General features: G+C 57.8%; 22 protein-coding genes. 14 read left to right on the top strand and 8 right to left on the bottom strand.

Going from position 1 to position 21,089, the window contains the following annotated elements; translation table 11 throughout:
• Nucleotides 1–72: 72 nt before the first annotated feature.
• Complete coding sequence (locus GJQ55_RS11145; RefSeq protein WP_228345039.1) at nucleotides 73–1,359, bottom strand: succinylglutamate desuccinylase/aspartoacylase family protein; 1,287 nt, start codon at nucleotides 1,357–1,359, stop codon at nucleotides 73–75.
• Nucleotides 1,360–1,604: 245 nt separating this feature from the next.
• On the opposite strand from GJQ55_RS11145, the gene GJQ55_RS11140 reads away from it, so the two are divergent.
• The 11 genes from GJQ55_RS11140 to rpoS all read left to right on the top strand — a co-directional run bounded on the left by GJQ55_RS11140 (nucleotide 1,605) and on the right by rpoS (nucleotide 11,652).
• Nucleotides 1,605–3,233: a CTP synthase gene (locus GJQ55_RS11140; protein ID WP_228345038.1), complete on the top strand. Its 1,629-nt coding sequence runs from the start codon at nucleotides 1,605–1,607 to the stop codon at nucleotides 3,231–3,233.
• Between the two features lie 41 nt (nucleotides 3,234–3,274).
• A complete protein-coding gene (eno, locus tag GJQ55_RS11135) occupies nucleotides 3,275–4,567 on the top strand; it encodes a phosphopyruvate hydratase (protein ID WP_228345037.1) in 1,293 nt (430 codons plus the stop codon).
• Nucleotides 4,568–4,639: 72 nt separating this feature from the next.
• Entirely contained in the window at nucleotides 4,640–4,951 is a 312-nt protein-coding gene (locus tag GJQ55_RS11130) for an FtsB family cell division protein (protein ID WP_228345036.1), read from the top strand.
• Nucleotides 4,948–5,646, top strand: a complete 699-nt coding sequence (ispD, locus tag GJQ55_RS11125; protein ID WP_228345035.1) for a 2-C-methyl-D-erythritol 4-phosphate cytidylyltransferase — start codon at nucleotides 4,948–4,950, stop codon at nucleotides 5,644–5,646. Before GJQ55_RS11130 ends, ispD begins: the two co-directional genes overlap by 4 nt.
• Nucleotides 5,647–5,664: 18 nt before the next feature.
• Nucleotides 5,665–6,147 (top strand): 2-C-methyl-D-erythritol 2,4-cyclodiphosphate synthase, encoded by a 483-nt coding sequence (gene ispF / locus GJQ55_RS11120; protein WP_228345034.1) that lies wholly within the window; start codon nucleotides 5,665–5,667, stop codon nucleotides 6,145–6,147.
• A complete protein-coding gene (gene truD, locus GJQ55_RS11115; protein WP_228345033.1) occupies nucleotides 6,144–7,211 on the top strand; it encodes a tRNA pseudouridine(13) synthase TruD in 1,068 nt (355 codons plus the stop codon). Before ispF ends, truD begins: the two co-directional genes overlap by 4 nt.
• Nucleotides 7,189–7,938 carry a 5'/3'-nucleotidase SurE gene (surE, locus tag GJQ55_RS11110; RefSeq protein ID WP_228345032.1) on the top strand — a complete coding sequence of 250 codons (750 nt, stop codon included), beginning with the start codon at nucleotides 7,189–7,191 and terminating at the stop codon, nucleotides 7,936–7,938. Before truD ends, surE begins: the two co-directional genes overlap by 23 nt.
• A gap of 26 nt (nucleotides 7,939–7,964) precedes the next feature.
• The gene (locus tag GJQ55_RS11105; protein WP_228346788.1) at nucleotides 7,965–8,597 is read left to right on the top strand and encodes a protein-L-isoaspartate(D-aspartate) O-methyltransferase; all 633 of its coding nucleotides are present in this window, start codon (nucleotides 7,965–7,967) and stop codon (nucleotides 8,595–8,597) included.
• Nucleotides 8,598–8,625: 28 nt separating this feature from the next.
• The gene (locus GJQ55_RS11100; protein ID WP_228345031.1) at nucleotides 8,626–9,525 is read left to right on the top strand and encodes a DUF368 domain-containing protein; all 900 of its coding nucleotides are present in this window, start codon (nucleotides 8,626–8,628) and stop codon (nucleotides 9,523–9,525) included.
• A 288-nt stretch (nucleotides 9,526–9,813) separates the two neighbouring features.
• The gene (locus tag GJQ55_RS11095) at nucleotides 9,814–10,593 is read left to right on the top strand and encodes a peptidoglycan DD-metalloendopeptidase family protein (protein ID WP_228345030.1); all 780 of its coding nucleotides are present in this window, start codon (nucleotides 9,814–9,816) and stop codon (nucleotides 10,591–10,593) included.
• Nucleotides 10,594–10,662: 69 nt separating this feature from the next.
• Nucleotides 10,663–11,652, top strand: a complete 990-nt coding sequence (gene rpoS, locus GJQ55_RS11090; RefSeq protein ID WP_228345029.1) for an RNA polymerase sigma factor RpoS — start codon at nucleotides 10,663–10,665, stop codon at nucleotides 11,650–11,652.
• Between the two features lie 83 nt (nucleotides 11,653–11,735).
• Here rpoS and fdxA read toward each other — a convergent pair whose 3' ends face one another.
• Both fdxA and mutS read right to left on the bottom strand, forming a co-directional pair.
• A complete protein-coding gene (fdxA, locus tag GJQ55_RS11085; RefSeq protein ID WP_228345028.1) occupies nucleotides 11,736–12,059 on the bottom strand; it encodes a ferredoxin FdxA in 324 nt (107 codons plus the stop codon).
• Nucleotides 12,060–12,228: 169 nt separating this feature from the next.
• The gene (gene mutS / locus GJQ55_RS11080; RefSeq protein ID WP_228345027.1) at nucleotides 12,229–14,859 is read right to left on the bottom strand and encodes a DNA mismatch repair protein MutS; all 2,631 of its coding nucleotides are present in this window, start codon (nucleotides 14,857–14,859) and stop codon (nucleotides 12,229–12,231) included.
• A gap of 78 nt (nucleotides 14,860–14,937) precedes the next feature.
• Here mutS and GJQ55_RS11075 point away from each other — a divergent pair, with 78 nt between their 5' ends.
• The 3 genes from GJQ55_RS11075 to GJQ55_RS11065 all read left to right on the top strand — a co-directional run bounded on the left by GJQ55_RS11075 (nucleotide 14,938) and on the right by GJQ55_RS11065 (nucleotide 17,100).
• Nucleotides 14,938–15,423, top strand: a complete 486-nt coding sequence (locus GJQ55_RS11075) for a CinA family protein (RefSeq protein WP_228345026.1) — start codon at nucleotides 14,938–14,940, stop codon at nucleotides 15,421–15,423.
• Nucleotides 15,424–15,563: 140 nt separating this feature from the next.
• Nucleotides 15,564–16,604: a recombinase RecA gene (gene recA, locus GJQ55_RS11070; RefSeq protein ID WP_228345025.1), complete on the top strand. Its 1,041-nt coding sequence runs from the start codon at nucleotides 15,564–15,566 to the stop codon at nucleotides 16,602–16,604.
• Complete coding sequence (locus tag GJQ55_RS11065) at nucleotides 16,585–17,100, top strand: regulatory protein RecX (RefSeq protein ID WP_228345024.1); 516 nt, start codon at nucleotides 16,585–16,587, stop codon at nucleotides 17,098–17,100. The genes recA and GJQ55_RS11065 overlap by 20 nt, the downstream gene beginning before the upstream one ends.
• A 24-nt stretch (nucleotides 17,101–17,124) precedes the next feature.
• Here GJQ55_RS11065 and GJQ55_RS11060 read toward each other — a convergent pair whose 3' ends face one another.
• From GJQ55_RS11060 to GJQ55_RS11040, 5 genes are all read right to left on the bottom strand, one after another.
• Nucleotides 17,125–18,408 carry an NAD(P)/FAD-dependent oxidoreductase gene (locus GJQ55_RS11060; RefSeq protein ID WP_228345023.1) on the bottom strand — a complete coding sequence of 428 codons (1,284 nt, stop codon included), beginning with the start codon at nucleotides 18,406–18,408 and terminating at the stop codon, nucleotides 17,125–17,127.
• Nucleotides 18,409–18,479: 71 nt separating this feature from the next.
• Nucleotides 18,480–19,370, bottom strand: a complete 891-nt coding sequence (locus GJQ55_RS11055) for an alpha/beta fold hydrolase (protein WP_228345022.1) — start codon at nucleotides 19,368–19,370, stop codon at nucleotides 18,480–18,482.
• Nucleotides 19,371–19,415: 45 nt separating this feature from the next.
• A complete protein-coding gene (locus tag GJQ55_RS11050; RefSeq protein WP_228345021.1) occupies nucleotides 19,416–19,634 on the bottom strand; it encodes a hypothetical protein in 219 nt (72 codons plus the stop codon).
• An 18-nt stretch (nucleotides 19,635–19,652) separates the two neighbouring features.
• On the bottom strand, nucleotides 19,653–20,603 hold the full coding sequence (locus GJQ55_RS11045) for a tetratricopeptide repeat protein (protein WP_228345020.1): 951 nt from the start codon (nucleotides 20,601–20,603) through the stop codon (nucleotides 19,653–19,655).
• 133 nt (nucleotides 20,604–20,736) lie between these two features.
• A complete protein-coding gene (locus tag GJQ55_RS11040; RefSeq protein WP_228345019.1) occupies nucleotides 20,737–20,940 on the bottom strand; it encodes a YgaP family membrane protein in 204 nt (67 codons plus the stop codon).
• Between the last annotated feature and the right edge of the window lie 149 nt (nucleotides 20,941–21,089).

The following is a 21,089-nucleotide window of genomic DNA, read 5'->3' as shown; positions in this document are numbered from 1 at the left end:
ACTCTGACAGAGCCGGAGTTTAGCTGAAAAGACCTGCAGCGTGGACAATCTCAGCGCATAGACGGTGGCGGGTTAACAGTTTTCGTCGCATTCACCGGCTGCCGGCGCGGCTTCTTCGTCCGCCGGCGCCAGCGTCGGAGCCGGTGCGCTATCGGTAACGGGCACATTTCTGGCGTCTTGCTGCACTTCCTCGGCCGCTTTCTGGACGCCAATGTGGTAGGCGGCAAAGCCGGTCTGCACCACCTGATTCGCCGCCATGCCGATCACCCGGCCGGCGAAGGGCGCCACAATGTCGCTGCCGGTGTTGCTGACCGGGTCCACCACGCGGCCAAGAATTTCGCCTTCTTTGACCGTTGCCCCCAGTGTAACGGCCGACATCAGAATGCCGCCCTGGTCGGCGCGCACCCAGTCGGAATGGTAAAACACCGGTTGTGGCGCGCCCCAGAAACGCATGGTGGGCTGAATATTCAGATTCTGCAGCAGGGTTTCCAGCGCTTTGACGCCGCCATCCACCGCGCTTTCGATCAGTTCATTGGGGCCACCGGCTTCCAGCGTCACCGTGGGGATGCCGGCATCCACTGCGGCGCGGCGCAGTGTGCCTTTGGCGCCGCCGCCGTGCAGAACGGTAATGCCACCGAAATGACGGCTGAAATCAAACACCGGCTCATGGCTGAGGTCGCCGCGGATCTGCGGCAGGTTGGTACGTTTCAGTGAGCCGGTGTGCAGGTCGACCAGAAACTGGCAGTGCGGGGTAATCACCTGCTGAAACAGCGAGTGGGCAATGCGGTCGGCGGCGCTGCCGCGCGGGTTGCCGGGGAAATAACGGTTCAGATCGCGGCGGTCGGCCAGATAGCGGCTGCCGCGGCGGAAGCCGTCCAGATTAACAATGGGTACGCCGATGACGGTGCCATTCATGCTGCGCGGATTCAGCTGGTACATCAGTCGCCGCACCATCTCAATGCCGTTCAGCTCATCGCCATGCAGGGCCGCAGTCAGGCATAACACCGGGCCGGGCTTCTGGCCGCGCGCGACCAGCACCGGCACCGGGGTATCAATGCTGGCGAATGACTGGCCCGGGCTCCAGAACAGGGTGCGGAACTGGCCTGCAGCAATCTCGCTGCCGAGCAGACTGAATGCGGCCGGAGTGGGCGATACCTCTGCCAGGGGCGCCGGCACGGTGACGGCTGCCGGTGCGGCCGTATCCGGCGCCGGTTCAGCTGCCGCGGTATCCGCCGTGGCGGTTACCGGCACCGCCGGTGGTAAGTCTTCTTCATGGCTGACTTCGGTGGCCTGAGCCGGTAACGACAACAACAGGGTGGGGAACAGGCTGGGCAACAACAGGGCCCGGAGTAATCGCATAAAATTTCCGCAGAATCAGAACAAGGGGTGAATTCAGACAGCCAGTGTAGACCGGGCCCGGCCAAAAGAGTTCGCCGGGTGCCGGATGCTTATTATTCGTGTGGAAATTGTCAGCGCTGAATCGCGCCGCATGTCAGGCCTTTTGAATTTACCCTGCGTACCTCTTCTGGTATTCTGCCCTCCCATCTTAAGCGAAGGTTAATCGCCTTCCGTATTGTAATCATTTCTCGTATTGCGGACCCTTTATGACCCGATTTATCTTCGTTACAGGTGGTGTTGTTTCTTCTTTGGGAAAAGGCATCGCCTCGGCCTCGCTGGCGGCCATTCTTGAAGCCCGTGGCCTGAAGGTCACCATGCTCAAGCTGGACCCCTACATTAACGTCGATCCGGGTACCATGAGCCCGTTCCAGCACGGTGAGGTGTTCGTCACCAACGACGGCGCTGAAACCGACCTCGATCTCGGCCACTACGAGCGCTTTATCCGCACCACCATGTCGCGCCGCAATAACTTCACCACCGGTCGTATTTACACCGACGTGCTGGCCAAAGAGCGCCGTGGCGATTATCTGGGCGGTACCGTGCAGGTGATTCCGCACATCACCGACGAAATCAAACGCCGGGTGCTGGAAGGTGCGGAAGGTTCCGATGTGGCACTGGTGGAAATCGGTGGCACCGTGGGCGATATCGAATCGCAGCCGTTCCTGGAAGCCGTACGTCAGCTGAAAGTAGAGCTGGGTTCACGTCGGGCGCTGTCGCTGCACCTGACGCTGGTGCCGTACATTGCCACCGCCGGTGAAACCAAAACCAAGCCGACGCAGCACTCGGTTAAAGAAATGCGCACCATCGGTTTGCAGCCGGACGTGCTGATCTGCCGTTCTGACCACAAAATTGATGCGTCGTCGCTGAAGAAAATCGCTCTGTTCACTAATGTGGAAGAGCGCGCCGTTATCCCGCTGGAAGACGCCGACACCATCTACAAAATTCCGCGCATGCTGCACGACTACGGCCTGGACGATCTGATTGTTGAGAAGTTTGATCTGGCCTGTGGCCCGGCCGACCTGTCCGAGTGGGATGCGGTGGCCGACGCCAAGCTGAACCCGGAAAAATCCGTCACCATCGCCATGGTCGGTAAGTACATGGATCTGCTGGACGCCTACAAGTCACTGATCGAAGCCATTGACCATGCCGGTATCAAGCACCGCGCCAAGGTGAATGTGCGTTATATCGATGCCGAAGACATTGAGCGTAAAGGCACTGATATGCTGGCCGATGTCGACGCTATTCTGGTACCGGGTGGTTTCGGTAACCGTGGCGTGGAAGGCAAAATCCGCACCGTGCAGTACGCCCGTGAGAACAAAATCCCGTACCTGGGCATCTGCCTGGGTATGCAGGTGGCCGTAATCGAGTACGCCCGTAACGTGGTGGGCTGGGCCGATGCGCAATCGACCGAATTTACCCAGGACACCCAGCACCCGGTGGTGGGCTTAATTACCGAATGGCAGGACGCTTCCGGCAAAGTGGAAACCCGCAGTGAACAATCTGACCTCGGCGGCACCATGCGTCTGGGTGGTCAGGAATGTGTGCTGTTGCCGGGTTCCACCACCGCTCAAGCCTATGGCAAAGAACTGATTGTCGAGCGCCACCGTCACCGTTACGAAGTGAACTCCTCGCTGGTACCGGAACTGGAAAAAGCCGGTCTGCGCATTGCCGGTCGTTCCGTCGACGGCGAGCTGGTGGAAGTGGTGGAAGTACCGGATCACCCATGGTTTGTGGGCTGTCAGTTCCACCCGGAATTTACCTCCACACCGCGTGATGGGCATGGTTTGTTCCAGGCCTTTATCGGTGCTGCGTTCGCGCATAAAGAATCCCGTTAAGTTAACTATTTAATAAAAAGCCTCTGATTGTGGAGACAAGCATGGCGAAGATTATTGATATCAAAGCACGCGAAGTGCTGGACTCACGCGGCAACCCGACCATTGAAGCGGACGTTACTCTGGAAGGCGGTTTTTTTGGTACTGCCTGTGCTCCGAGTGGCGCGTCTACCGGTACCCGTGAAGCTCTGGAACTGCGTGACGGCGATAAATCCCGTTACCTGGGCAAAGGCGTACTGAAAGCCGTTGCGAACGTGAACGGCGACATTAAAAACGCTCTGCTGGGTATGGATGCCACCAACCAGCGCGCGCTGGACGACGCCATGCTGGCGCTGGACGGCACCGAGAACAAATCCAAGCTGGGCGCTAACGCCATTCTGGCCGTGTCGCTGGCCGCTGCCAAAGCCGCTGCGGCTGCCAAAGGCGTGGAACTGTACCAACACATCGCTGATATCAACGGCACCCCGGGCGTGTACTCCATGCCGGTACCGATGATGAACATCATCAACGGCGGTGAGCACGCGGATAACAACGTCGATATTCAGGAATTTATGGTGCAGCCGGTGGGCGCGCCTACTTTTGCTGAAGCCCTGCGTTGTGGCGCTGAAATTTTCCATGCGCTGAAAAAAGTATTAAGCAGCAAAGGCCTGAACACCGCCGTCGGTGACGAAGGTGGTTTTGCACCGAACCTGGCGTCTAACGCTGATGCGCTGGCGGCTATTAAAGAAGCCGTGGCTGCGGCCGGTTACGAGCTGGGCAGCAATGTGACCCTGGCGCTGGATTGTGCGTCGTCTGAATTCTACAAAGACGGCAAGTACGATCTGAAAGGCGAAGGCAAGGTTTTCACTGCCGAGCAGTTCTCCGATTATCTGGCTGAGCTTTGTGCGCAGTACCCGATTGTGTCCATCGAAGATGGTCAGGACGAATCTGACTGGGCCGGCTGGAAATACCAGACTGAAAAACTGGGTGCCAAAGTTCAGCTGGTGGGCGACGACCTGTTCGTAACCAACACCAAGATCCTGAAAGAAGGTATCGAGAAAGGCATCGGTAACTCCATTCTGATCAAGTTCAACCAGATCGGCTCGCTGTCCGAAACGCTGGACGCCATCAAAATGGCCAAAGACGCCGGCTACACCGCGGTTATTTCTCACCGTTCCGGTGAAACCGAAGACAGCACCATCGCCGACCTGGCGGTGGGTACTGCCGCGGGTCAGATCAAGACCGGTTCTCTGTGCCGCTCCGACCGTGTGTCCAAGTACAACCGTCTGCTGCGTATCGAAGAACAGCTGGGTGCCAAAGCCCCGTACAAAGGTCGTTCTGAGATCAAAGGCCAGTAAGCATTACGGCTATCAAAAACGGGCTTAGGCCCGTTTTTTGTTCGTATCACCGGAATAATAAGAGCAAGGATTATGTTCACCCGCCTGCTGCAACCCTTACGATCCTTCTGGTGGCTGTTTCCGCTGCTGCTGTTCGTGCTGCTGCAATACCGGCTGTGGTTCGGCGCCAGCGGGGTGGTGGCCAATAATGCCCTTGAGCGCCGTATCCAGCAGTTGCAACAGGATAACGCCGTGCAGCAGGCCGAAAACGACGGTTTATTTACCGAGGTGCAGGACCTGCGCGATGGCACCTCGCTGCTGGAAGAAAAAGCCCGCGAAGAACTGGGGCTGGTGCGCGACGGTGAAAGCTTTATTTTATTTGTTGATCCGCCGGAGCGCCCATGAGCAGTCCGCGCTTCTGGCCTATTCTGCCGGCGGCCGGCGTCGGCAGTCGCATGCAGGCCGACCGTCCCAAGCAATATCTGCCGCTGCAGGGCCGTTTGCTGATCGACCACACCCTGCAGGTGATGCTCAGTTATCCCCGTTTTGCGCAGTTGGTGCTGGTGTTATCCCCCGCGGATCCCTATTGGCCGTCCAGCGACTATGCCGGTGATGCCCGTATTATCCGCGCCGACGGCGGCAGTGAGCGCTGTCATTCGGTACTGAACGGACTGGTGGCGCTGGACGGGCTGGCGGCCGCCGACGACTGGGTGGTGGTACACGATGTGGCGCGGCCCTGTTTGCGCCACAGCGACCTCGATAAATTACTCGGCAATCTTGCTGACCCGGGTGCCATTCTGGCCTCCCCGGTACGCGATACCATGAAACGCGGCCGGGTTGATAACGGGCAGGTGGTGATTGACCACACCGTTGAGCGCGAACAGCTCTGGCATGCCTTAACCCCACAGGTGTTCCGTTTCGCCCAGTTGCGGCAGGCGCTGCAGACCTGTCTGGCGCAGGGGCTGACGGTTACGGATGAAGCTTCGGCGCTGGAGCAGCTGGGCCTGACACCACAGCTGGTGGAAGGCCGGGCCGATAATATCAAAGTGACGCGGCCGGAAGATCTGGCGCTGGCGTCGTTGTTTTTAACTCAATCCTGAACAGAGCGGAGCCCCAGTATGCGCATCGGTCATGGCTTTGATGTCCACGCCTTCGGCGAAGGCAGTTTTATTACCATCGGCGGCGTGCAGATCCCTTATGAGCGCGGCCTGGTCGCCCACTCCGACGGCGACGTAGCCCTGCATGCGCTGGCCGATGCCCTGCTGGGTGCGGCGGCGCTGGGTGATATCGGTCAGCACTTTCCCGATACCGATGCCGCTTATGCCGGTGCCGACAGCCGGGTATTGCTGCGCCATGTGGTTAGCCTGATTCACGACAAGGGCTACCGGGTCGGTAACGCCGATATCACCATCATTGCCCAGGCGCCGAAAATGGCCCCGCACATTCAGACCATGCGCGAGTACATCGCCGCGGATCTGCAGGTACGGCTGGACGATATTAACGTCAAAGCCACCACCACTGAAAAGCTCGGCTTTACCGGCCGCAAAGAAGGCATCGCCGTGGAAGCGGTGGTGCTGCTATTAACCGCAGAGCATTTATGAACTCCGAAACCAGCATCAACCCGGCACCCATTTCCAATCCGTCAGCCGGCAGCGCCTTGCCTGACTGGCCGCAGGCCTATCCGGCCACCGGCGCCCACGCCCTGCTGAAGCAGCACAACGAGGATTTCCGGGTCGAAGAAATCCCGCAGGCTCTGCCCTGCGGTGAGGGCGAGCACGTCTGGCTGCATATTGAAAAGAACGGCGCCAATACCGCCTGGATTGCCAAGAAGCTGGCCGCGCTGGCCGGAGTAAAGGAAATGGATGTCGGCTACGCCGGTCTGAAAGACCGCCATGCCATTACCCGGCAGTGGTTCAGCATTTATCTGCCGCGGGTGCAGGAGCCGGATTTCAGTGTGCTGAACGACGCTGAAATGACCGTGCTCAGCCAGAGCCGGCACAGCAAAAAACTGCGCCGCGGCGACCTGCTGGGCAACCGTTTTACCCTGTTGTTGCGTCGGTTTGAGGGCGATAAAGCGGCGGTGGAAGCCAATCTGGCACAGATTAAAACCCTCGGCGTACCGAACTATTTTGGTGAGCAGCGTTTCGGCCATGACGGCGGCAATATCGAAGCCGGCCGCGCCATGCTGGCGGGTGAAATTCGTGTACGTAACCCGGGCAAGAAAAGCATTTATCTGTCGGCCGTGCGGTCACTGCTGTTTAACAACGTTCTGGCTGAGCGCATCCGGCAGGGGCTGTGGGGCCAAACCCTGGCCGGTGAAGTCCGTGATGAACAAGGCCTGCCGACCGGGCCGCTGTGGGGGCGTGGCCGTCTGAGCAGCACCGATGAGGTACTGGCGCTGGAAACAGCCGTCGCCGGGCAGTTGCCACTGCTGTGCGACGGGCTGGAGCACGCCGGTCTGAAACAGGAGAGGCGGGCGCTGAGTGCTGTGCCGGAGCAACTGCGCTGGCAATGGCAGCAAGGTCAGGACAACCCGGAAAGTGTCGATTTAATGCTCACCTTTTCCCTGCCTGCCGGTTATTATGCGACCTCTGTACTCCGTGAAATAACAAAAACCGAGGAGCCCGAGCGGCTTGGTACGCATGAATCTGATGCTGTCGAATGATGATGGTGTACACGCACCCGGGTTGCGCACTTTAGCGCAGGCGTTAACTCAGGCCGGCCACCGCGTCATGGTGGTGGCCCCCGACCGTGACCGCAGCGGCGCCAGTAATTCCTTAACGCTGGACCGGCCATTGCATCCGCTGTCTATGGACAATGGCTTTATCAGCATTAACGGTACGCCCACCGACTGTGTGCATCTGGGAATTAATACCTTCTTTAAAGATCAGTGCGAACGGGTCATTGCCGGCATCAATTCGGGCGCCAATCTGGGCGACGATGTGCTGTATTCCGGCACCGTCGCGGCCGCCACCGAAGGCCGGTTTCTGGATAAAACCCCCATTGCGGTCTCGCTCTGCGGCCGCCGCCATTTTGATACCGCGGCTCAGGTGTTGCTGGACATCCTGCCGCAACTGAACTGTCTGCAGCTGCCGCCAAACTCCGTGATTAATATCAATGTTCCTGATCGTCCTTATGCGGATCTGACCGGCATTGAAGTGACCCGTCTTGGTCATCGCCAGCGTTCCGATAATCCGGTCCAGACGATTAATCCGCGCGGCAAAGAATGCTACTGGATTTCTGCCGCCGGCGAGGTGGCCGACGCTGGCCCCGGCACGGATTTTCACGCCATCGAGCAGGGTCGGGTTTCCATTACTCCGATTCAGATGGATATGACCCGTCACAGCGCCTTGCCGATGCTGCAGGAAGTCTTTCCGGACACCGCCCTGTGAATGACCAGTTATTGACCGGCATCGGCATGACCTCGCAGCGCACCCGCAACCGGCTGGTGCAACGCCTGCGTGACAGCGGTATCCGCAGTCAGGCGGTGCTGGATGTAATCGCCCAGACCCCGCGCCACCTGTTTGTCGATGAAGCACTGGCACACCGGGCCTATGAAGATACCGCCCTGCCGATCGGCCATGGCCAGACCATCAGCCAGCCCTTAACGGTGGCGCGCATGACGGAAGTGCTGCTGGAAGCTGGCCCGTTAGCGCGGGTGCTGGAAATCGGCACCGGCTCGGGTTATCAGACCGCGGTGTTAAGCCCGCTGGTGGGTACGCTGTACAGTGTGGAGCGGATTGAGCCGCTGCATCTGAAAGCACGCCAGCGCCTGCAACAGCTGAATTACCGTAATGTGCGGCTGAAACTCTCCGATGGCACCTGGGGCTGGCCCGAATATGGCCTCTATGACGGTATTCTGGCTGCCGCGGCACCCGATGCGGTACCGGATTCACTGCTACAACAACTGGCCGATGGCGGCCGTTTAATTATGCCGGTGGGCAGCCAGGAGCAAAAACTGGTACTCATAACCCGCCAGGGCGACAACTTCAGCCGTAAAACCCTGGAAAGCGTACGGTTTGTGCCCTTTCTGCCCGGTGTGCAGCGCTGAAACTTCAGCTAAGGATTTAAGACAACGCATGCAATACCTCTGGTTATTTCTGAAAGGTCTGGCGATGGGCGCTGCCGACGTAGTGCCCGGTGTTTCCGGCGGCACCATCGCGTTTATTACCGGCATTTATACCGAACTGCTGGATTCTATTAAAAGCGTTAACCTGAACGCCGTACGTACTCTGTTCCGGCAGGGGCCGCGGGCCTTCTGGCAGGCGATTAACGGCACCTTTTTATTAACCCTCGGCAGCGGCATTTTGCTGGCCATTGTGACGTTGGCGCGTGGTATCCATTACCTGCTGGTCAATCACCCGGTGCTGGTGTGGGCGTTCTTTTTTGGCCTTATTATTGCTGCCTGCTGGCATATGGGGCGCGAAATTCAGCGCTGGTCGGCCGCTGTTCTGCTGTTTCTGGCTGCGGGTGCCGTTACGGCAGCCCTGATCAGTTCGGCCACACCAACGGAACTGCCTCTGAACCCGGTGACTCTGATTCTGGCCGGCAGCATCGCTATCTGTGCCATGATTCTGCCGGGTATTTCCGGCAGCTTTATGCTGCTGCTAATGGGCATGTACGCCCCGGTTATCAGCGCCGTAAAAGGGCTGGAGTTCAGCGTGCTGGGCTTATTTGCGGCCGGTGCGCTGCTGGGCCTGCTCAGTTTTACCCGTCTGCTCAGCTGGTTGCTGCACCACTACTATCAGGCCATGCTGGCATTGCTGACCGGCTTTATGGTGGGGTCGCTGGTTAAGGTGTGGCCATGGAAAGAGACCCTGACGACCCGCATCGACAGTCGCGGTGATCTGGTGCCGCTGGTGCAGGTCAATATTCTGCCGCACTGGAGTGCGGAAACGCTGCAGGCGTTGGTGCTGATGCTGGCGGGGGCTGGTCTGGTACTGGCGCTGGAGTGGCTGGCAAAACGATTTGCACGCTGAGAGGATCGGGGCGGTGGCGGCCGTAACGCAGAACCATGCAGCGGGCGCCGGCCAGAGCTGAAGTCTTGTCGAATTCCGCAAATACGCAAAGCGGATAGGTTTTTTTCGCGGGAAATGTCGTAAAAAACAGGCAGTCAGACGAATAATCAGAAAAAGTGCATCTTTTTAAGATTGTTTTTTCATAAGAAATATTTTTATAGCGTCTTTGGTTCTTAATGAACGGCGTACACCGGACACGAAAAAACCTGCTGGCCGCGGGTGTCAAAAAATAACCACTGGTGGACAAGAATGAAGCACCTTGCAGTTGTCACATTAGTCACATTAATTACATTTTTGTCAGGCTGCTTGTCGGGACGAGAATTCATCTCAGTTGAAAGAAAGTTCAGCAATGAGAAATCGGCGACGGGTTTCCATCAGGTGGAGCGTGGGGAAACCCTTTACTCGATTGCCTGGCGCTATGGAATCGACTATCGGGAGTTGGCGAGCGCTAACTCTATTTATAGCCCCTATACCATTTATCCGGGTCAGAAAATTGACGTGTCAGGTCGCTCCCGTGCCGTTGCTGTCAGCAAGCCTGCTCCGGCCAGTAAACCCGACAGCCCTGCTGCCGTCGCCCGGACCACGCTGCCAGCGCCGCCGGCCGCCACTTATACGCCCCCGGCGGAACCTCAGAGCAGTGCCGAATTAAGCTGGCAATGGCCGGCAAACGGGCGTTTGACTGGTCGTTTTTCAACCAAAACACCGGTCAATAAGGGGATTGATATAGGGGGGGCTTTGGGAGAATCTGTTTTGGCAGCGGCGGCCGGAACCGTGGTGTATGCCGGTCAGGGGCTGCGTGGTTACGGCAATCTGGTGATCATAAAACACAACGATACCTACCTGAGCGCCTATGCCCATGCCAGCCGTATTCTGGTCAGCGAGCAGGAAGTTGTTAAAGCGGGCCAGAAGATTGCCGAAATAGGTTCTACCGGTACCGATAAAGTGATGCTGCACTTTGAAATCCGGCAGAACGGTAAACCGGTTGATCCGCTCCGGTATTTGCCCGGCAAGTCCGGACAGAGCGGATAAAAAATAATCAGTTGTCAGCCTGAACAGCAGTTTTTCAGGCCAGACAAGCAGAAACAGGCGGAAATGATCATGGCTGTACAGCAACGCGATATTCGTGAAGAAGACGTTTTTGATGATGTGGATGCTCTGGCTCTGATCGATGAAGATGAGGCCGAAACAGAGAAATCTGCAGCAGCCGAAGAAGTACCGGAACGCTTTGCAGTGGACACGTCCTGGAAAACCATGGATGCCACACAGCTGTATCTGAATGAAATCGGTTTTTCGCCGTTGCTGTCGGCGGAAGAAGAAGTGCATTACGCCCGCCTGGCCCGTAAGGGCGATGAAATGGGGCGCCGGCGCATGATCGAAAGTAACCTGCGCCTGGTGGTAAAAATCTCCCGCCGTTACCTCAACCGTGGTTTGTCGTTGCTGGATCTGATCGAAGAGGGCAACCTCGGCCTGATCCGGGCGGTGGAAAAATTCGACCCGGAACGCGGCTTCCGCTTTTCTACCTACGCCACCTGGTGGATCCGTCAGACCATTGAACGGGCCATTATGAATCAGACCCGCACCATCCGGTTGCCCATTCATGTGGTAAAGGAACTGAACGTCTATCTGCGTGCAGCCCGCGAGCTGACCCAGAAGCTGGATCACGAGCCCAGCGCCGAAGAAATTGCTGCTTTGCTGGAAAAGCCGGTCGAAGATGTAAAGCGCATGCTGAAACTGAACGAGCGGGTGACTTCCATCGACACCCCCATTGGCCCGTCATCGGATAAATCCTTGCTGGATACCATCGCGGATGAACGCATTAATGACCCGCGGGTAGAACTGCAGAATCAGGATATTCAGGACAATCTGGCCCGCTGGATTGAAGAGTTACCGGAAAAACAGCGCGAAGTTTTATCACGCCGCTTTGGTCTGCGTGGTTATGAAACCAGCACTCTGGAAGATGTGGGCCGGGAAATTGGTTTAACCCGCGAGCGGGTGCGCCAGATTCAGGTCGAAGCACTGAAGCGCCTGCGCGAAATTATGGAAAAGCAGGGCCTGAATGCCGCCACGTTGTTTGGTGATCTGTCCTGAACGGTTGTTGCGGCTGAGCCATGCGTCCATAAAAAAAGCTGCCACTGGCAGCTTTTTTTATGCTCTGTGTCCGGTTGCCGGCTTCAGCGTTCCAGATACTTCAGCTTGCCTTCCACACCGTCCCACTCTTCGGCATCCGCCAGAGCTTCTTTTTTCTCGGTGATGTTCGGCCACACTTCCGCCAGTTCCGCGTTCAGTTCAATATATTCTTCCTGACCGGACGGGACTTCGTCTTCTGAAAAAATGGCTCCCGCCGGGCATTCCGGTTCACACAGGGCGCAGTCAATGCACTCGTCCGGGTGAATCACCAGAAAGTTCGGGCCTTCATAGAAACAATCAACCGGGCAAACTTCTACGCAGTCGGTGTACTTACATTTAACGCAGTTATCAGTCACGACGAACGTCATCTGAGCCTCTCTTAAAATCGCTGGTCAACGGTACAGGTCCCCGGTTCCTGGCAGGCGGCAAGCCGCCTCCGGGTGTTGTAAAAACCCAGCATTCTAGGGGCGCGCCGGGCCGGGGGCAAGGCGAACCCTCAGAAAGAAAGGTTATGTGCTTAGAACCGAAGTGGCATTGTTACTGCAGTTGCTTCAGTTCGTACAACAATTCCAGCGCCTGACGCGGGCTAAGGTCATCGGGGTTTACCTCTGCCAGTCGTTCTTCCAGCGCCGATGGCTGGGTGGCAAACAGATCATTCTGCAGCGGTTGCGGGGCCGGCTGGGCGGATTTCGAGCCTGAGCCGGATGTGCCGGCCACCGCAGCAGAGGCGGCGCTGCTGCCCGGGCGGGCGCCAGACAATGGCTGATGATTGCCCTGTTCCAGTTGCTGCAGCTGGGTTTTGGCGGCCTGAATGACCTTGGCTGGCACGCCGGCCAGTTGCGCCACCTGCAGGCCATAGCTCTGACTGGCCGGGCCTTGCTCGACCGCGTGCAGGAAAATAATGCGCTCGTCGTGTTCGGTGGCTTTCAGATGTACGTTCACCACATTGCTGAACTGCTCCGGCAGCGCGGTCATTTCAAAATAATGGGTGGCGAACAGGGTGAAGGCGTTAATGCTCTGCGCCAGATGGGCGGCACTGGCCCAGGCCAGTGACAGGCCATCGAAGGTGCTGGTGCCGCGGCCCACTTCGTCCATTAATACCAGGCTTTGGGCGGTGGCGTTGTGCAGAATGTTGGCGGTTTCGGTCATTTCCACCATAAAGGTGGAGCGGCCGCCGGCGACGTCATCGGAGGAACCCATACGGGTAAAAATACGGTCGATCGGGCCCAGCTCACAGCGCTGCGCCGGCACATAGCTGCCGATGTGCGCCAGCAGCACAATCAGTGCGACCTGCCGCATATAGGTGGATTTACCGCCCATGTTGGGGCCGGTGATGATCTGCATATTGGTTCGGCCGTCGAGCCGGGTGTCGTTGGCCACGAAGGGGTCGGTGATCAGGTTTTCCACCACCGGATGGCGGCCCTGTTCAATGTCGAGCACGGCGTCATCGGTTAATTGCGGCTGCACAAAGCGCAAGGTGTCGGCGCGTTCTGCCAGGTTGCTGAGTACGTCCAGCTCGGCCAGTGCCGCCGCACAGACCTGCAGCTCGACCAGCTCGTCAGCCAGTGCCTGTACGATGTCGTCGTAGAGCATTTTTTCCCGGGTTAGGGCGCGGCTGCGGGCGCTTAAGGCTTTGTCTTCAAAGGTTTTCAGTTCCGGGGTAATAAAGCGTTCGGCATTTTTTAAGGTCTGGCGGCGGATGTATTCCACCGGCGCGTGGTCAGCCTGAGCTTTGGAGATTTCAATGTAATAGCCATGCACGCGGTTGTAGCCCACTTTTAAGGTGCTTAAACCGGTGCGGGCTTTTTCCTGTTCTTCCAGTTTCACCAGATAATCGCCGGCGTTTTCGCTTAAGCCACGCAGTTCGTCCAGCTCGGCATCGTAGCCTTCGGCAATCACACCGCCATCGCGGATGACGACCGGCGGGTTATCAATAATGGCCTGGCTTAACCGCTCCACCCAGTGGGGAAACTCCACCGCCCGTTCCAGCAGGTTGCTGGCCAGCGTGCTGTCGAGGCGTTGCAGCTGGCTGCGGATCGCCGGCACCACGCTGAGGGCATCGCGCAGGCGGGCCAGATCGCGCGGCCGGGCCGAGCCCAGTGCCACGCGGGATAAAATCCGTTCAACATCGCCCACCTGTTTCAGACTGCTGTGCAGTTCCTCGGTGGCGTATTGTTCCTGCAACTGGGCAATTAAGCCCTGGCGCTGGCGCAGCAGGTTGTGGTCGCGCAGCGGCCGGTTCAGCCAGCGCTTCAGCAGACGGCTGCCCATGGCGGTGGCGGTTTTATCCATAATCCACGCCAGCGTGTGCTGGGTATCGCCTTTCTGGTTGATGTCGATTTCCAGATTGCGGCGGCTGGCCGGGTCAATAATGATGGCGTCGTCGGGTTGTTCCACCTGCAGCGAGCGGATATGCGGCAGGCTGTTGCGCTGAGTGTCCTGGGCGTAATGCAGCAACGCGCCGGCCGCGCGGATGGCCACACTCATTTGTTCACAACCAAAACCGCGCAGATCGCGGGTTTTCAGTTGGGTGGTTAATAGGCGCAGGGCGGTATCGCTTTCAAAATGCCAGGGAGCCAGGGTGCGCGCGCCCTGTCGTTCGTTCAGATTGGCGGGCAGCAGCTGATCTTCGTTCAGCAACAGTTCGGCAGGACGCAGGCGTTCGATTTCCGCCAGCAGGGCTTCTTCGCCATCCACTTCCAGTACCGAAAAACGTCCGGAGCTCAGCTCCAGTACCGCCAGGCCATGACGCTGCTGCTGTGAGCACAGCGCCACCAGCAGGTTATCGCTGCGTTCGTCCAGAAAGGCTTCATCGGTGAGCGTGCCTGGGGTAATCACCCGCACCACTTTACGTTCCACCGGCCCTTTGCTGGTGGCCGGGTCGCCGATCTGTTCGGCAATGGCGACCGATACCCCGGCGCGCACCAGTTTGGCAATGTAGTTATCGGCGGAATGATAAGGAATGCCCGCCATCGGAATGGGGGCGCCACCGCTCTGACCGCGGGCGGTTAAGGTAATATCGAGCAGCTGGGCGGCACGCTTGGCATCGTTATAAAACAGCTCGTAAAAATCGCCCATGCGATAAAACAACAGCGTATCGGCGAACTCGGCCTTAATTTTCAGATACTGCTGCATCATCGGCGTGTGTTGGCTGTTGTCCTGACTCATGGGTAACGATCCTGACCGGCTGGGAATGGGCGTGATAAAGTGAGGGCGGATTGTAGGGCATTCTGTGGGGATACTGAAATGACACCGGAATTACAGCCATTAATTGAAGCGCTGGCCGATATTCTGCAAAGCCGTGGGCTGCGCGTGGTAACGGCGGAATCCTGTACCGGCGGTGGTATTGCCAGTGCTTTAACCGATGTGGCCGGCAGCTCCGGCTGGTTTGAATGCGGCTTTGTGACCTACTCCAACGAAGCCAAAATCCGTTACCTGAATGTGCCGCCGGGCATTATTGAGCAGCATGGTGCCGTGAGTGAGGAAACCGTGCGCGCTATGGTGATCGGGGCGGTGAATAACAGCCTGGGGGATGTGGCGGTGGCGGTCAGCGGTATTGCCGGCCCCGGCGGTGGTTCGCCAGAAAAACCCGTGGGGACGGTGTGGTTTGCCTGGGGCAACGCCGACCACCAGCTGGTGGAATGCTGTCATTTTCCCGGCAACCGCCAGCAGGTACGGGCTTTGGCGGTGGTGCATGGCATTCAGGGGTTGTGCCGGTTTCTGGCTTGTTAGAAAAATCAGGCAAAAGAAGGGTTGGCGGCAGAAATAAGCTGTGCTTAAATACTGGTTAAATTTACAGTGCTTTGTTGTTGCCGCACTGGATACTGAAAACCACAGCGCAGTTCCCTGCTGATTACCTGAAGGACAGAGCGATGGACGCAAACAAACAGAAAGCCCTCGACGCAGCCCTGAGCCAGATCGAACGTCAGTTCGGTAAAGGCGCCATTATGAAAATGGGCGAACAACCGCGCGAAGCCATTCCCGCCATTTCTACCGGCTCTCTGGGGCTGGATATCGCCCTTGGTATTGGTGGCCTGCCGATGGGCCGTATCGTGGAAATCTACGGTCCGGAAAGCTCCGGTAAAACCACCCTGTGTCTGTCGGCCATGGCGCAGGCGCAGAAAATGGGCAAAACCGTTGCCATTATCGACGCCGAACACGCGCTGGATCCGCTGTATGCCGAAAAGCTGGGTGTCGATCTGGATACCTTGCTGGTGTCGCAGCCGGATACCGGTGAGCAGGCGCTGGAAATCTGTGACAGCCTGGTGCGCTCCGGTGCAGTGGACGTGATTGTGGTCGACTCCGTAGCGGCACTGGTACCGAAAGCCGAAATTGAAGGCGAAATGGGCGACAGCCACGTTGGTCTGCAGGCCCGCTTAATGTCACAGGCGCTGCGTAAACTGACCGGTAACGTGAAAAACGCCAACTGTCTGGTGATCTTTATTAACCAGATCCGCATGAAAATCGGCGTGATGTTCGGCAGCCCGGAAACCACCACCGGTGGTAACGCCCTGAAATTCTACGCCTCGGTGCGTCTGGATATCCGTCGTACCGGCTCGGTGAAGCAGGGTGATGAAGTGGTGGGTAACGAAACCCGCGTCAAAGTGGTTAAAAACAAAGTGTCGCCGCCGTTTAAACAGGCCGAATTCCAGATTATGTACGGTCAGGGCATTTACCACATGGGCGAAGTCATCGACCTGGGGGTTAAGTGCAATCTGGTCGATAAATCCGGTGCCTGGTACAGCTACAAGGGTGACAAGATCGGTCAGGGCAAAGCCAATGCGGCGCAGTACCTGGAAGAGCACAAAGAGCTGGCCAAAGAAATTGAAGACCAGATCCGTGCCCAGTTGCTGACCGTGCAGGTGAAGGGTGGCGATATCGAAAGCGTGGTGGATGAAGAAGCCGAAGCCTGAGCCGCTGGATCGCGCCGGACTGCGGCAGGCCGTTATTGACCTGCTGTCACGGCGCGATTATTCCCGCCTGGAACTGCAGCGTAAGCTGCAGCCCAAAGCGGCCAGTGCCGATGATTTAACCGCCGTGCTGGACGATATGGCCGAACGGCGCTGGCAATCGGATGAACGTTTTACCGATGCTTTTCTGCACAGCCGCAGCGACCGTTATGGCCCGCTGCGATTGACGCAGGAATTACAGCAGAAAGGCATTGCCGATGCCCGCACTGCGGTAGCCGCCCTGGATACCGATTGGCAGGAACGGGCCGCGCAACTGGCGCTGCGCAAATTCTCCGGCGCCGACCTTAGCGATATCAAACAAAAAGCCCGTATTTACCGGCATCTGGCCCAGCGCGGTTTTAATGCCGACCATATCCGTTATGCACTGGAACAGCTGGCCGCCGCTGGCGATCCGCATGGTTCTCTGTCTGACGATGAAATCAGCCCCGGCTGGGACTGATTTTTCCCGCGAAAAACCCGGTTATTAATGCAGTTTCAGTCGTGGCCGGATCACTTTATTGATGTGCCCAACCAGACTCAGCAGCAGCGTATGCCAGTAACCGTGCAGGGCAATCTGATGCAGCCGGTATAGCGATACATACACAATGCGCGCCAGCCGGCCTTCAATCATCATCGAGCCTTTGGTCAGATTCCCCATCAGACTGCCGACCGTACTGTAACGGCTGAGCGAAACCAGCGAGCCTTTATCACGGTAAGTGAAGGTGGGCAGAGGTTGTTGTTTCAGCTGTGCCTGCAAGGCCAGATACAAATGGCTGGCTTGCTGGTGCGCGGCCTGAGCGCGTGGCGGTACGGGTTTGCCGTCCTGCAGCACACAGGCACAATCTCCCATAGCAAAAATGGACGGATCAGCCGTTTGCAGGCTGGCGTTAACCACCAGTTGGTTGGCGCGGTTGGTTTCCAGGCCCAGATTGGTTAAAAACCCCTGCGCCCGTACCCCGGCTGCCCATACCCGCATCCGCGCCGGAATGATCTGGCCGTCTTTGGTGTGAAAACCCTGTTCCGATACTTCGGTCACCAGGGTCTGGGTATGAACAGTTACGCCCAGATTTTCCAGTTCACGCTTGGCCGAAGCGGATAAGCGCGGTGGCAGAGCCGGCAGAATGCGCTCGCCAGCCTCGATAAGATGCACGCGCAGATTGCCGGGATTCAGTTTTTCTTCACCATAGCTCACCAGCACTTCGGCGGTGTTGTACAGCTCGGCCGATAATTCCACGCCGGTAGCACCGGCACCGACAATGCCGATATCCAGCCCGGCGGGTTCTGCGCTGCCGGCGTTGGCGCGCAGAAATTCACGCAATAAGGTCTGGTGAAAGCGTTCGGCCTGGCGGCGGTTATCGAGAAAGAAGCAATGTTCCTGCGCCCCGGGCGTACCGAAATCGTTGGTAATGCTGCCGATGGCAATCACCAGGGTGTCGTAACCGATACGCCGTTCCGGCACCAGTACGTCGCCTTGTTCGTCTTTAATGGCGGCCAGTACCACTTCTTTCTGCTCGCGGTCGAGGTGGCGCATTCGTCCCAGCTGAAAATGAAAACCGTGGCGGCGGCCGTGGGCCAGATAGTTCAGTTCGTCGATGCCGGAATCCAGCGCACCGGTGGCGACTTCATGCAGCAGGGGTTTCCACAGGTGAGTGGTGTTGGCGTCAATCAGTTCGATCTGCGCTTTACCGCGGCGGCCCAGTTTACGGCCCAGGCGGGTAGCGAGTTCGAGCCCGCCTGCGCCACCGCCGACAATTACGATGCGATGCATAGCTGCTCCGTTGGAAAATAAATTGCCGGCATTATACGGAAGTAGCTGGGGTATTGTTATGCCCCTGAAATTCAGAGGGATTTAGTGGTTTGTAACGGGGCTGCAAGCGGATTGGCGCGGCAGTGGCCGATCAGCCGCTGGCTGACTTCTTCCGGTTTGTCGTGCGCCAGCCAGTGGGTGGCATCGGGGTAGGTAATTAATTCGCCGTGCGCCAGAAACGCCGCACTGTCGTGGGCCGATTGCAGGCTTAAGGCTAAATCCCGCTCGCCCCATAAAATCTGCGTCGGTACCTGCAGCCGGCCATCCTGTGCTGGCAACTGAATGTGGCGCAGCATGGCGCGGTAATAATTCACCATGGCCGTCAGGCAGCCGGGTTGTTGCCAGCTGTGCCGTAAATTATGGAAATCTTCTTCGTTGTAAGCACCAGCAGTGGAGCTGGCTTTCAGCACCAGCCGCAGGAAACCGTAGTTAAACAGGCGCATGCCCCATTCCGGCAGCCAGGGCAGCTGAAAATAAAAGATGTACCAGCTTTTCAGCATCTGCAGCGGGCTGCTTTTCAGTTTGCTGAGAAAGGTAAAGGGGTGCGGCACGTTCAGAATACTGAGGCTGGCCAGATGTTGTTCATGGTGCAGGGCATACCACCAGGCCACCGCTGCGCCCCAGTCGTGGCCGGCCAGATGAAAGCGCTCACGGCCGTAATGCTGGCGCAGGGCTTCAATGTCGGTGATCAGTTCGTTCAGGTGATAACGGCGGTAATCATCCGGCTTGGACGATTCGCCGTAACCGCGCATATCCGGTACGCAGACCCGGAAACCCGCGGCGGCCAGCGGTTCAATCTGGTGGCGCCAGGTGTTCCAGCATTCGGGAAAGCCGTGCAGCAGAATCATCAGCTCACCGTCGGCGGGGCCGGCCTCGCGTACCTGCAGGGCAATGTCCTGGTTGTGAATGGTCAGAATGTTCATGGCGCCTCGTTATTATTATTGGCGGTAACCATCGGGGTTGCGGGGTTACTCCGGCATCTGCCAGAACCCCAGTAAATGGGTGCCGCCAGCCAGCAACATCAGGATGGCCAACGTGATTAAGGGCTGGCGGATGGCTGCCGGCAGTTGCTTCCAGCGCAAATGCCAGTGAATAAATTTAATGTGGCCAAAAGGCCCGATGGCCAGTTGCAACATTAAAACCACCATGGCGGGAACCATGGCGGCCAGAACCCAGGGATTAATCATTAAGCAGTACCGTAACGGTTATTGAAGCCGGGCTGCGCAACGGGCCTGATTGAGGGCTTCTTCGGCACTGTAGACCGGCAGCTCAACACAGCGCTGCAGCAGCTCCTGTATGCGCTGATGGTACTTGCTGGCATTCAGACGGGCCAGTGCCGTGCTGAATTCCTGATAAATAACCGGCAGCCCGGGTTGTAACAACAGGGCCTGTTCAAAGGCGGCTATGGCGCGGCTTTCGGTGGCGCCGTAGGTGAGGCGGCCAACAAACGAGCCCACCCGTTCAACGATACCGGCCTGTACGCCACCGAGGCCGGCCGGATACAGCGCCTGCTCCGGGTAGCGTTCGCTCAGTTCCTGCAGGGCATTTTTAGTTGAGCCCAGAAAACCACTGCTGCTGGCGGCGCCGGTGTCCAGTAATTCCAGAATCCGCGCCCGGGCATAGTGCAGGCCGAATTCTGCAAAGGCGTAGTCGGGGGCCAGTGGCAGCAGACGTTCCGATTCTGCCGCCGCTTCGCGGAACAGGGTTAATTTACGCTCAGGGTCATTGGTCAGCAGAGCAGCGTGCATCAGTTTGGCGTACAGGGCCGGCACAGCACCGGCCGGACCAAGCTGCATACCCAGCTCATAGGCTTGCTGAAACTGGCCCTGATAATGCAGCCGCCAGACTTGTTGAGTGGCTGCGGCCAGAGGCTGCAGATCATCCTGCAATAAGGCTTGCAGGGCCGGGTGGGCGCCGGGCTGGCGGGCCAGATTCAGGCTGTATTCGCGTAATTGCGGAAATTGCTGCAGCATGCTGTAGAAAAAATCGGTATCCGGCCAGGGCTGAGCGGTACCCAGATTCAGTTGCGGCCAGTGTTGTTGCAGGCGCTCGCCGGCATAATCAAATGACGGCAGAACAGGCGGGTAGTCCTGCCAGTCACTGGCATGGCTGAAGGCTGACAGAAAAAAAGCGGTGCAGAAAATAAGAAAACGCATAACCCCTCCGGTAGCGGGCCTCAGATATCAGGAGGCGGCGGGATTATAGCGGCAGAGCGAAGAGGGTTTGGGGGTTGGATCCCGCCATCATGTGGCCTTACCCCGGATTAGGTAAGGCCGCATGGCTGGGGTATTAATTAAAGGCATTACCGGGTTTGATGCCCACAGCCTTCAGGATTTTGGCCAGCGGGCAGAAGCCGGTAAAGGCGGCCTGGAACATATTCAGGCCGATAAAAGCGGTGAACCACAGCCAGTAAACGCTGTGTACCTGAGACAAGCCCAGGGAAACCAGAATCATCAGGCCAGCAAAAGCAAAGACTAAGCGATCAACGTTCATAAACATTACCTTTCTCTAAATTAGAATATGCTTATATAGTTATTTTTTAGTCCAAAGGTCAAGTGAATTTACTTATCAGGCCGATAAAGCATGGCGAAAGAACGGCGCAGGGTCTCGGCGGCACCGTTGCAAACCGCTATACTCGGGCC

Origin of the sequence: Venatoribacter cucullus (assembly GCF_016132445.1) — a bacterium.
Taxonomy (GTDB): domain Bacteria; phylum Pseudomonadota; class Gammaproteobacteria; order Pseudomonadales; family Oceanobacteraceae; genus Venatoribacter; species Venatoribacter cucullus.
Note: the sequence above shows the minus strand (reverse complement) of the source record. Positions and strands in the feature narration are given on the sequence as shown.

Bases quoted from the DNA above. Each gene is read 5' to 3' on its own strand.
- surE (WP_228345032.1), top strand. From the start codon at position 7,189: ATGAATCTGATGCTGTCGAATGATGATGGTGTACACGCACCCGGGTTG.
- fdxA (WP_228345028.1), bottom strand. From the start codon at position 12,059: ATGACGTTCGTCGTGACTGATAACTGCGTTAAATGTAAGTACACCGAC.
- GJQ55_RS11050 (WP_228345021.1), bottom strand. From the start codon at position 19,634: ATGATTAATCCCTGGGTTCTGGCCGCCATGGTTCCCGCCATGGTGGTT.
- recA (WP_228345025.1), top strand. From the start codon at position 15,564: ATGGACGCAAACAAACAGAAAGCCCTCGACGCAGCCCTGAGCCAGATC.
- ispD (WP_228345035.1), top strand. From the start codon at position 4,948: ATGAGCAGTCCGCGCTTCTGGCCTATTCTGCCGGCGGCCGGCGTCGGC.
- GJQ55_RS11100 (WP_228345031.1), top strand. From the start codon at position 8,626: ATGCAATACCTCTGGTTATTTCTGAAAGGTCTGGCGATGGGCGCTGCC.
- GJQ55_RS11065 (WP_228345024.1), top strand. From the start codon at position 16,585: ATGAAGAAGCCGAAGCCTGAGCCGCTGGATCGCGCCGGACTGCGGCAG.
- rpoS (WP_228345029.1), top strand. From the start codon at position 10,663: ATGGCTGTACAGCAACGCGATATTCGTGAAGAAGACGTTTTTGATGAT.
- GJQ55_RS11040 (WP_228345019.1), bottom strand. From the start codon at position 20,940: ATGAACGTTGATCGCTTAGTCTTTGCTTTTGCTGGCCTGATGATTCTG.
- GJQ55_RS11105 (WP_228346788.1), top strand. From the start codon at position 7,965: ATGACCTCGCAGCGCACCCGCAACCGGCTGGTGCAACGCCTGCGTGAC.
- GJQ55_RS11140 (WP_228345038.1), top strand. From the start codon at position 1,605: ATGACCCGATTTATCTTCGTTACAGGTGGTGTTGTTTCTTCTTTGGGA.
- ispF (WP_228345034.1), top strand. From the start codon at position 5,665: ATGCGCATCGGTCATGGCTTTGATGTCCACGCCTTCGGCGAAGGCAGT.
- mutS (WP_228345027.1), bottom strand. From the start codon at position 14,859: ATGAGTCAGGACAACAGCCAACACACGCCGATGATGCAGCAGTATCTG.
- GJQ55_RS11045 (WP_228345020.1), bottom strand. From the start codon at position 20,603: ATGCGTTTTCTTATTTTCTGCACCGCTTTTTTTCTGTCAGCCTTCAGC.
- GJQ55_RS11075 (WP_228345026.1), top strand. From the start codon at position 14,938: ATGACACCGGAATTACAGCCATTAATTGAAGCGCTGGCCGATATTCTG.
- truD (WP_228345033.1), top strand. From the start codon at position 6,144: ATGAACTCCGAAACCAGCATCAACCCGGCACCCATTTCCAATCCGTCA.
- GJQ55_RS11130 (WP_228345036.1), top strand. From the start codon at position 4,640: ATGTTCACCCGCCTGCTGCAACCCTTACGATCCTTCTGGTGGCTGTTT.
- eno (WP_228345037.1), top strand. From the start codon at position 3,275: ATGGCGAAGATTATTGATATCAAAGCACGCGAAGTGCTGGACTCACGC.
- GJQ55_RS11060 (WP_228345023.1), bottom strand. From the start codon at position 18,408: ATGCATCGCATCGTAATTGTCGGCGGTGGCGCAGGCGGGCTCGAACTC.
- GJQ55_RS11095 (WP_228345030.1), top strand. From the start codon at position 9,814: ATGAAGCACCTTGCAGTTGTCACATTAGTCACATTAATTACATTTTTG.
- GJQ55_RS11145 (WP_228345039.1), bottom strand. From the start codon at position 1,359: ATGCGATTACTCCGGGCCCTGTTGTTGCCCAGCCTGTTCCCCACCCTG.
- GJQ55_RS11055 (WP_228345022.1), bottom strand. From the start codon at position 19,370: ATGAACATTCTGACCATTCACAACCAGGACATTGCCCTGCAGGTACGC.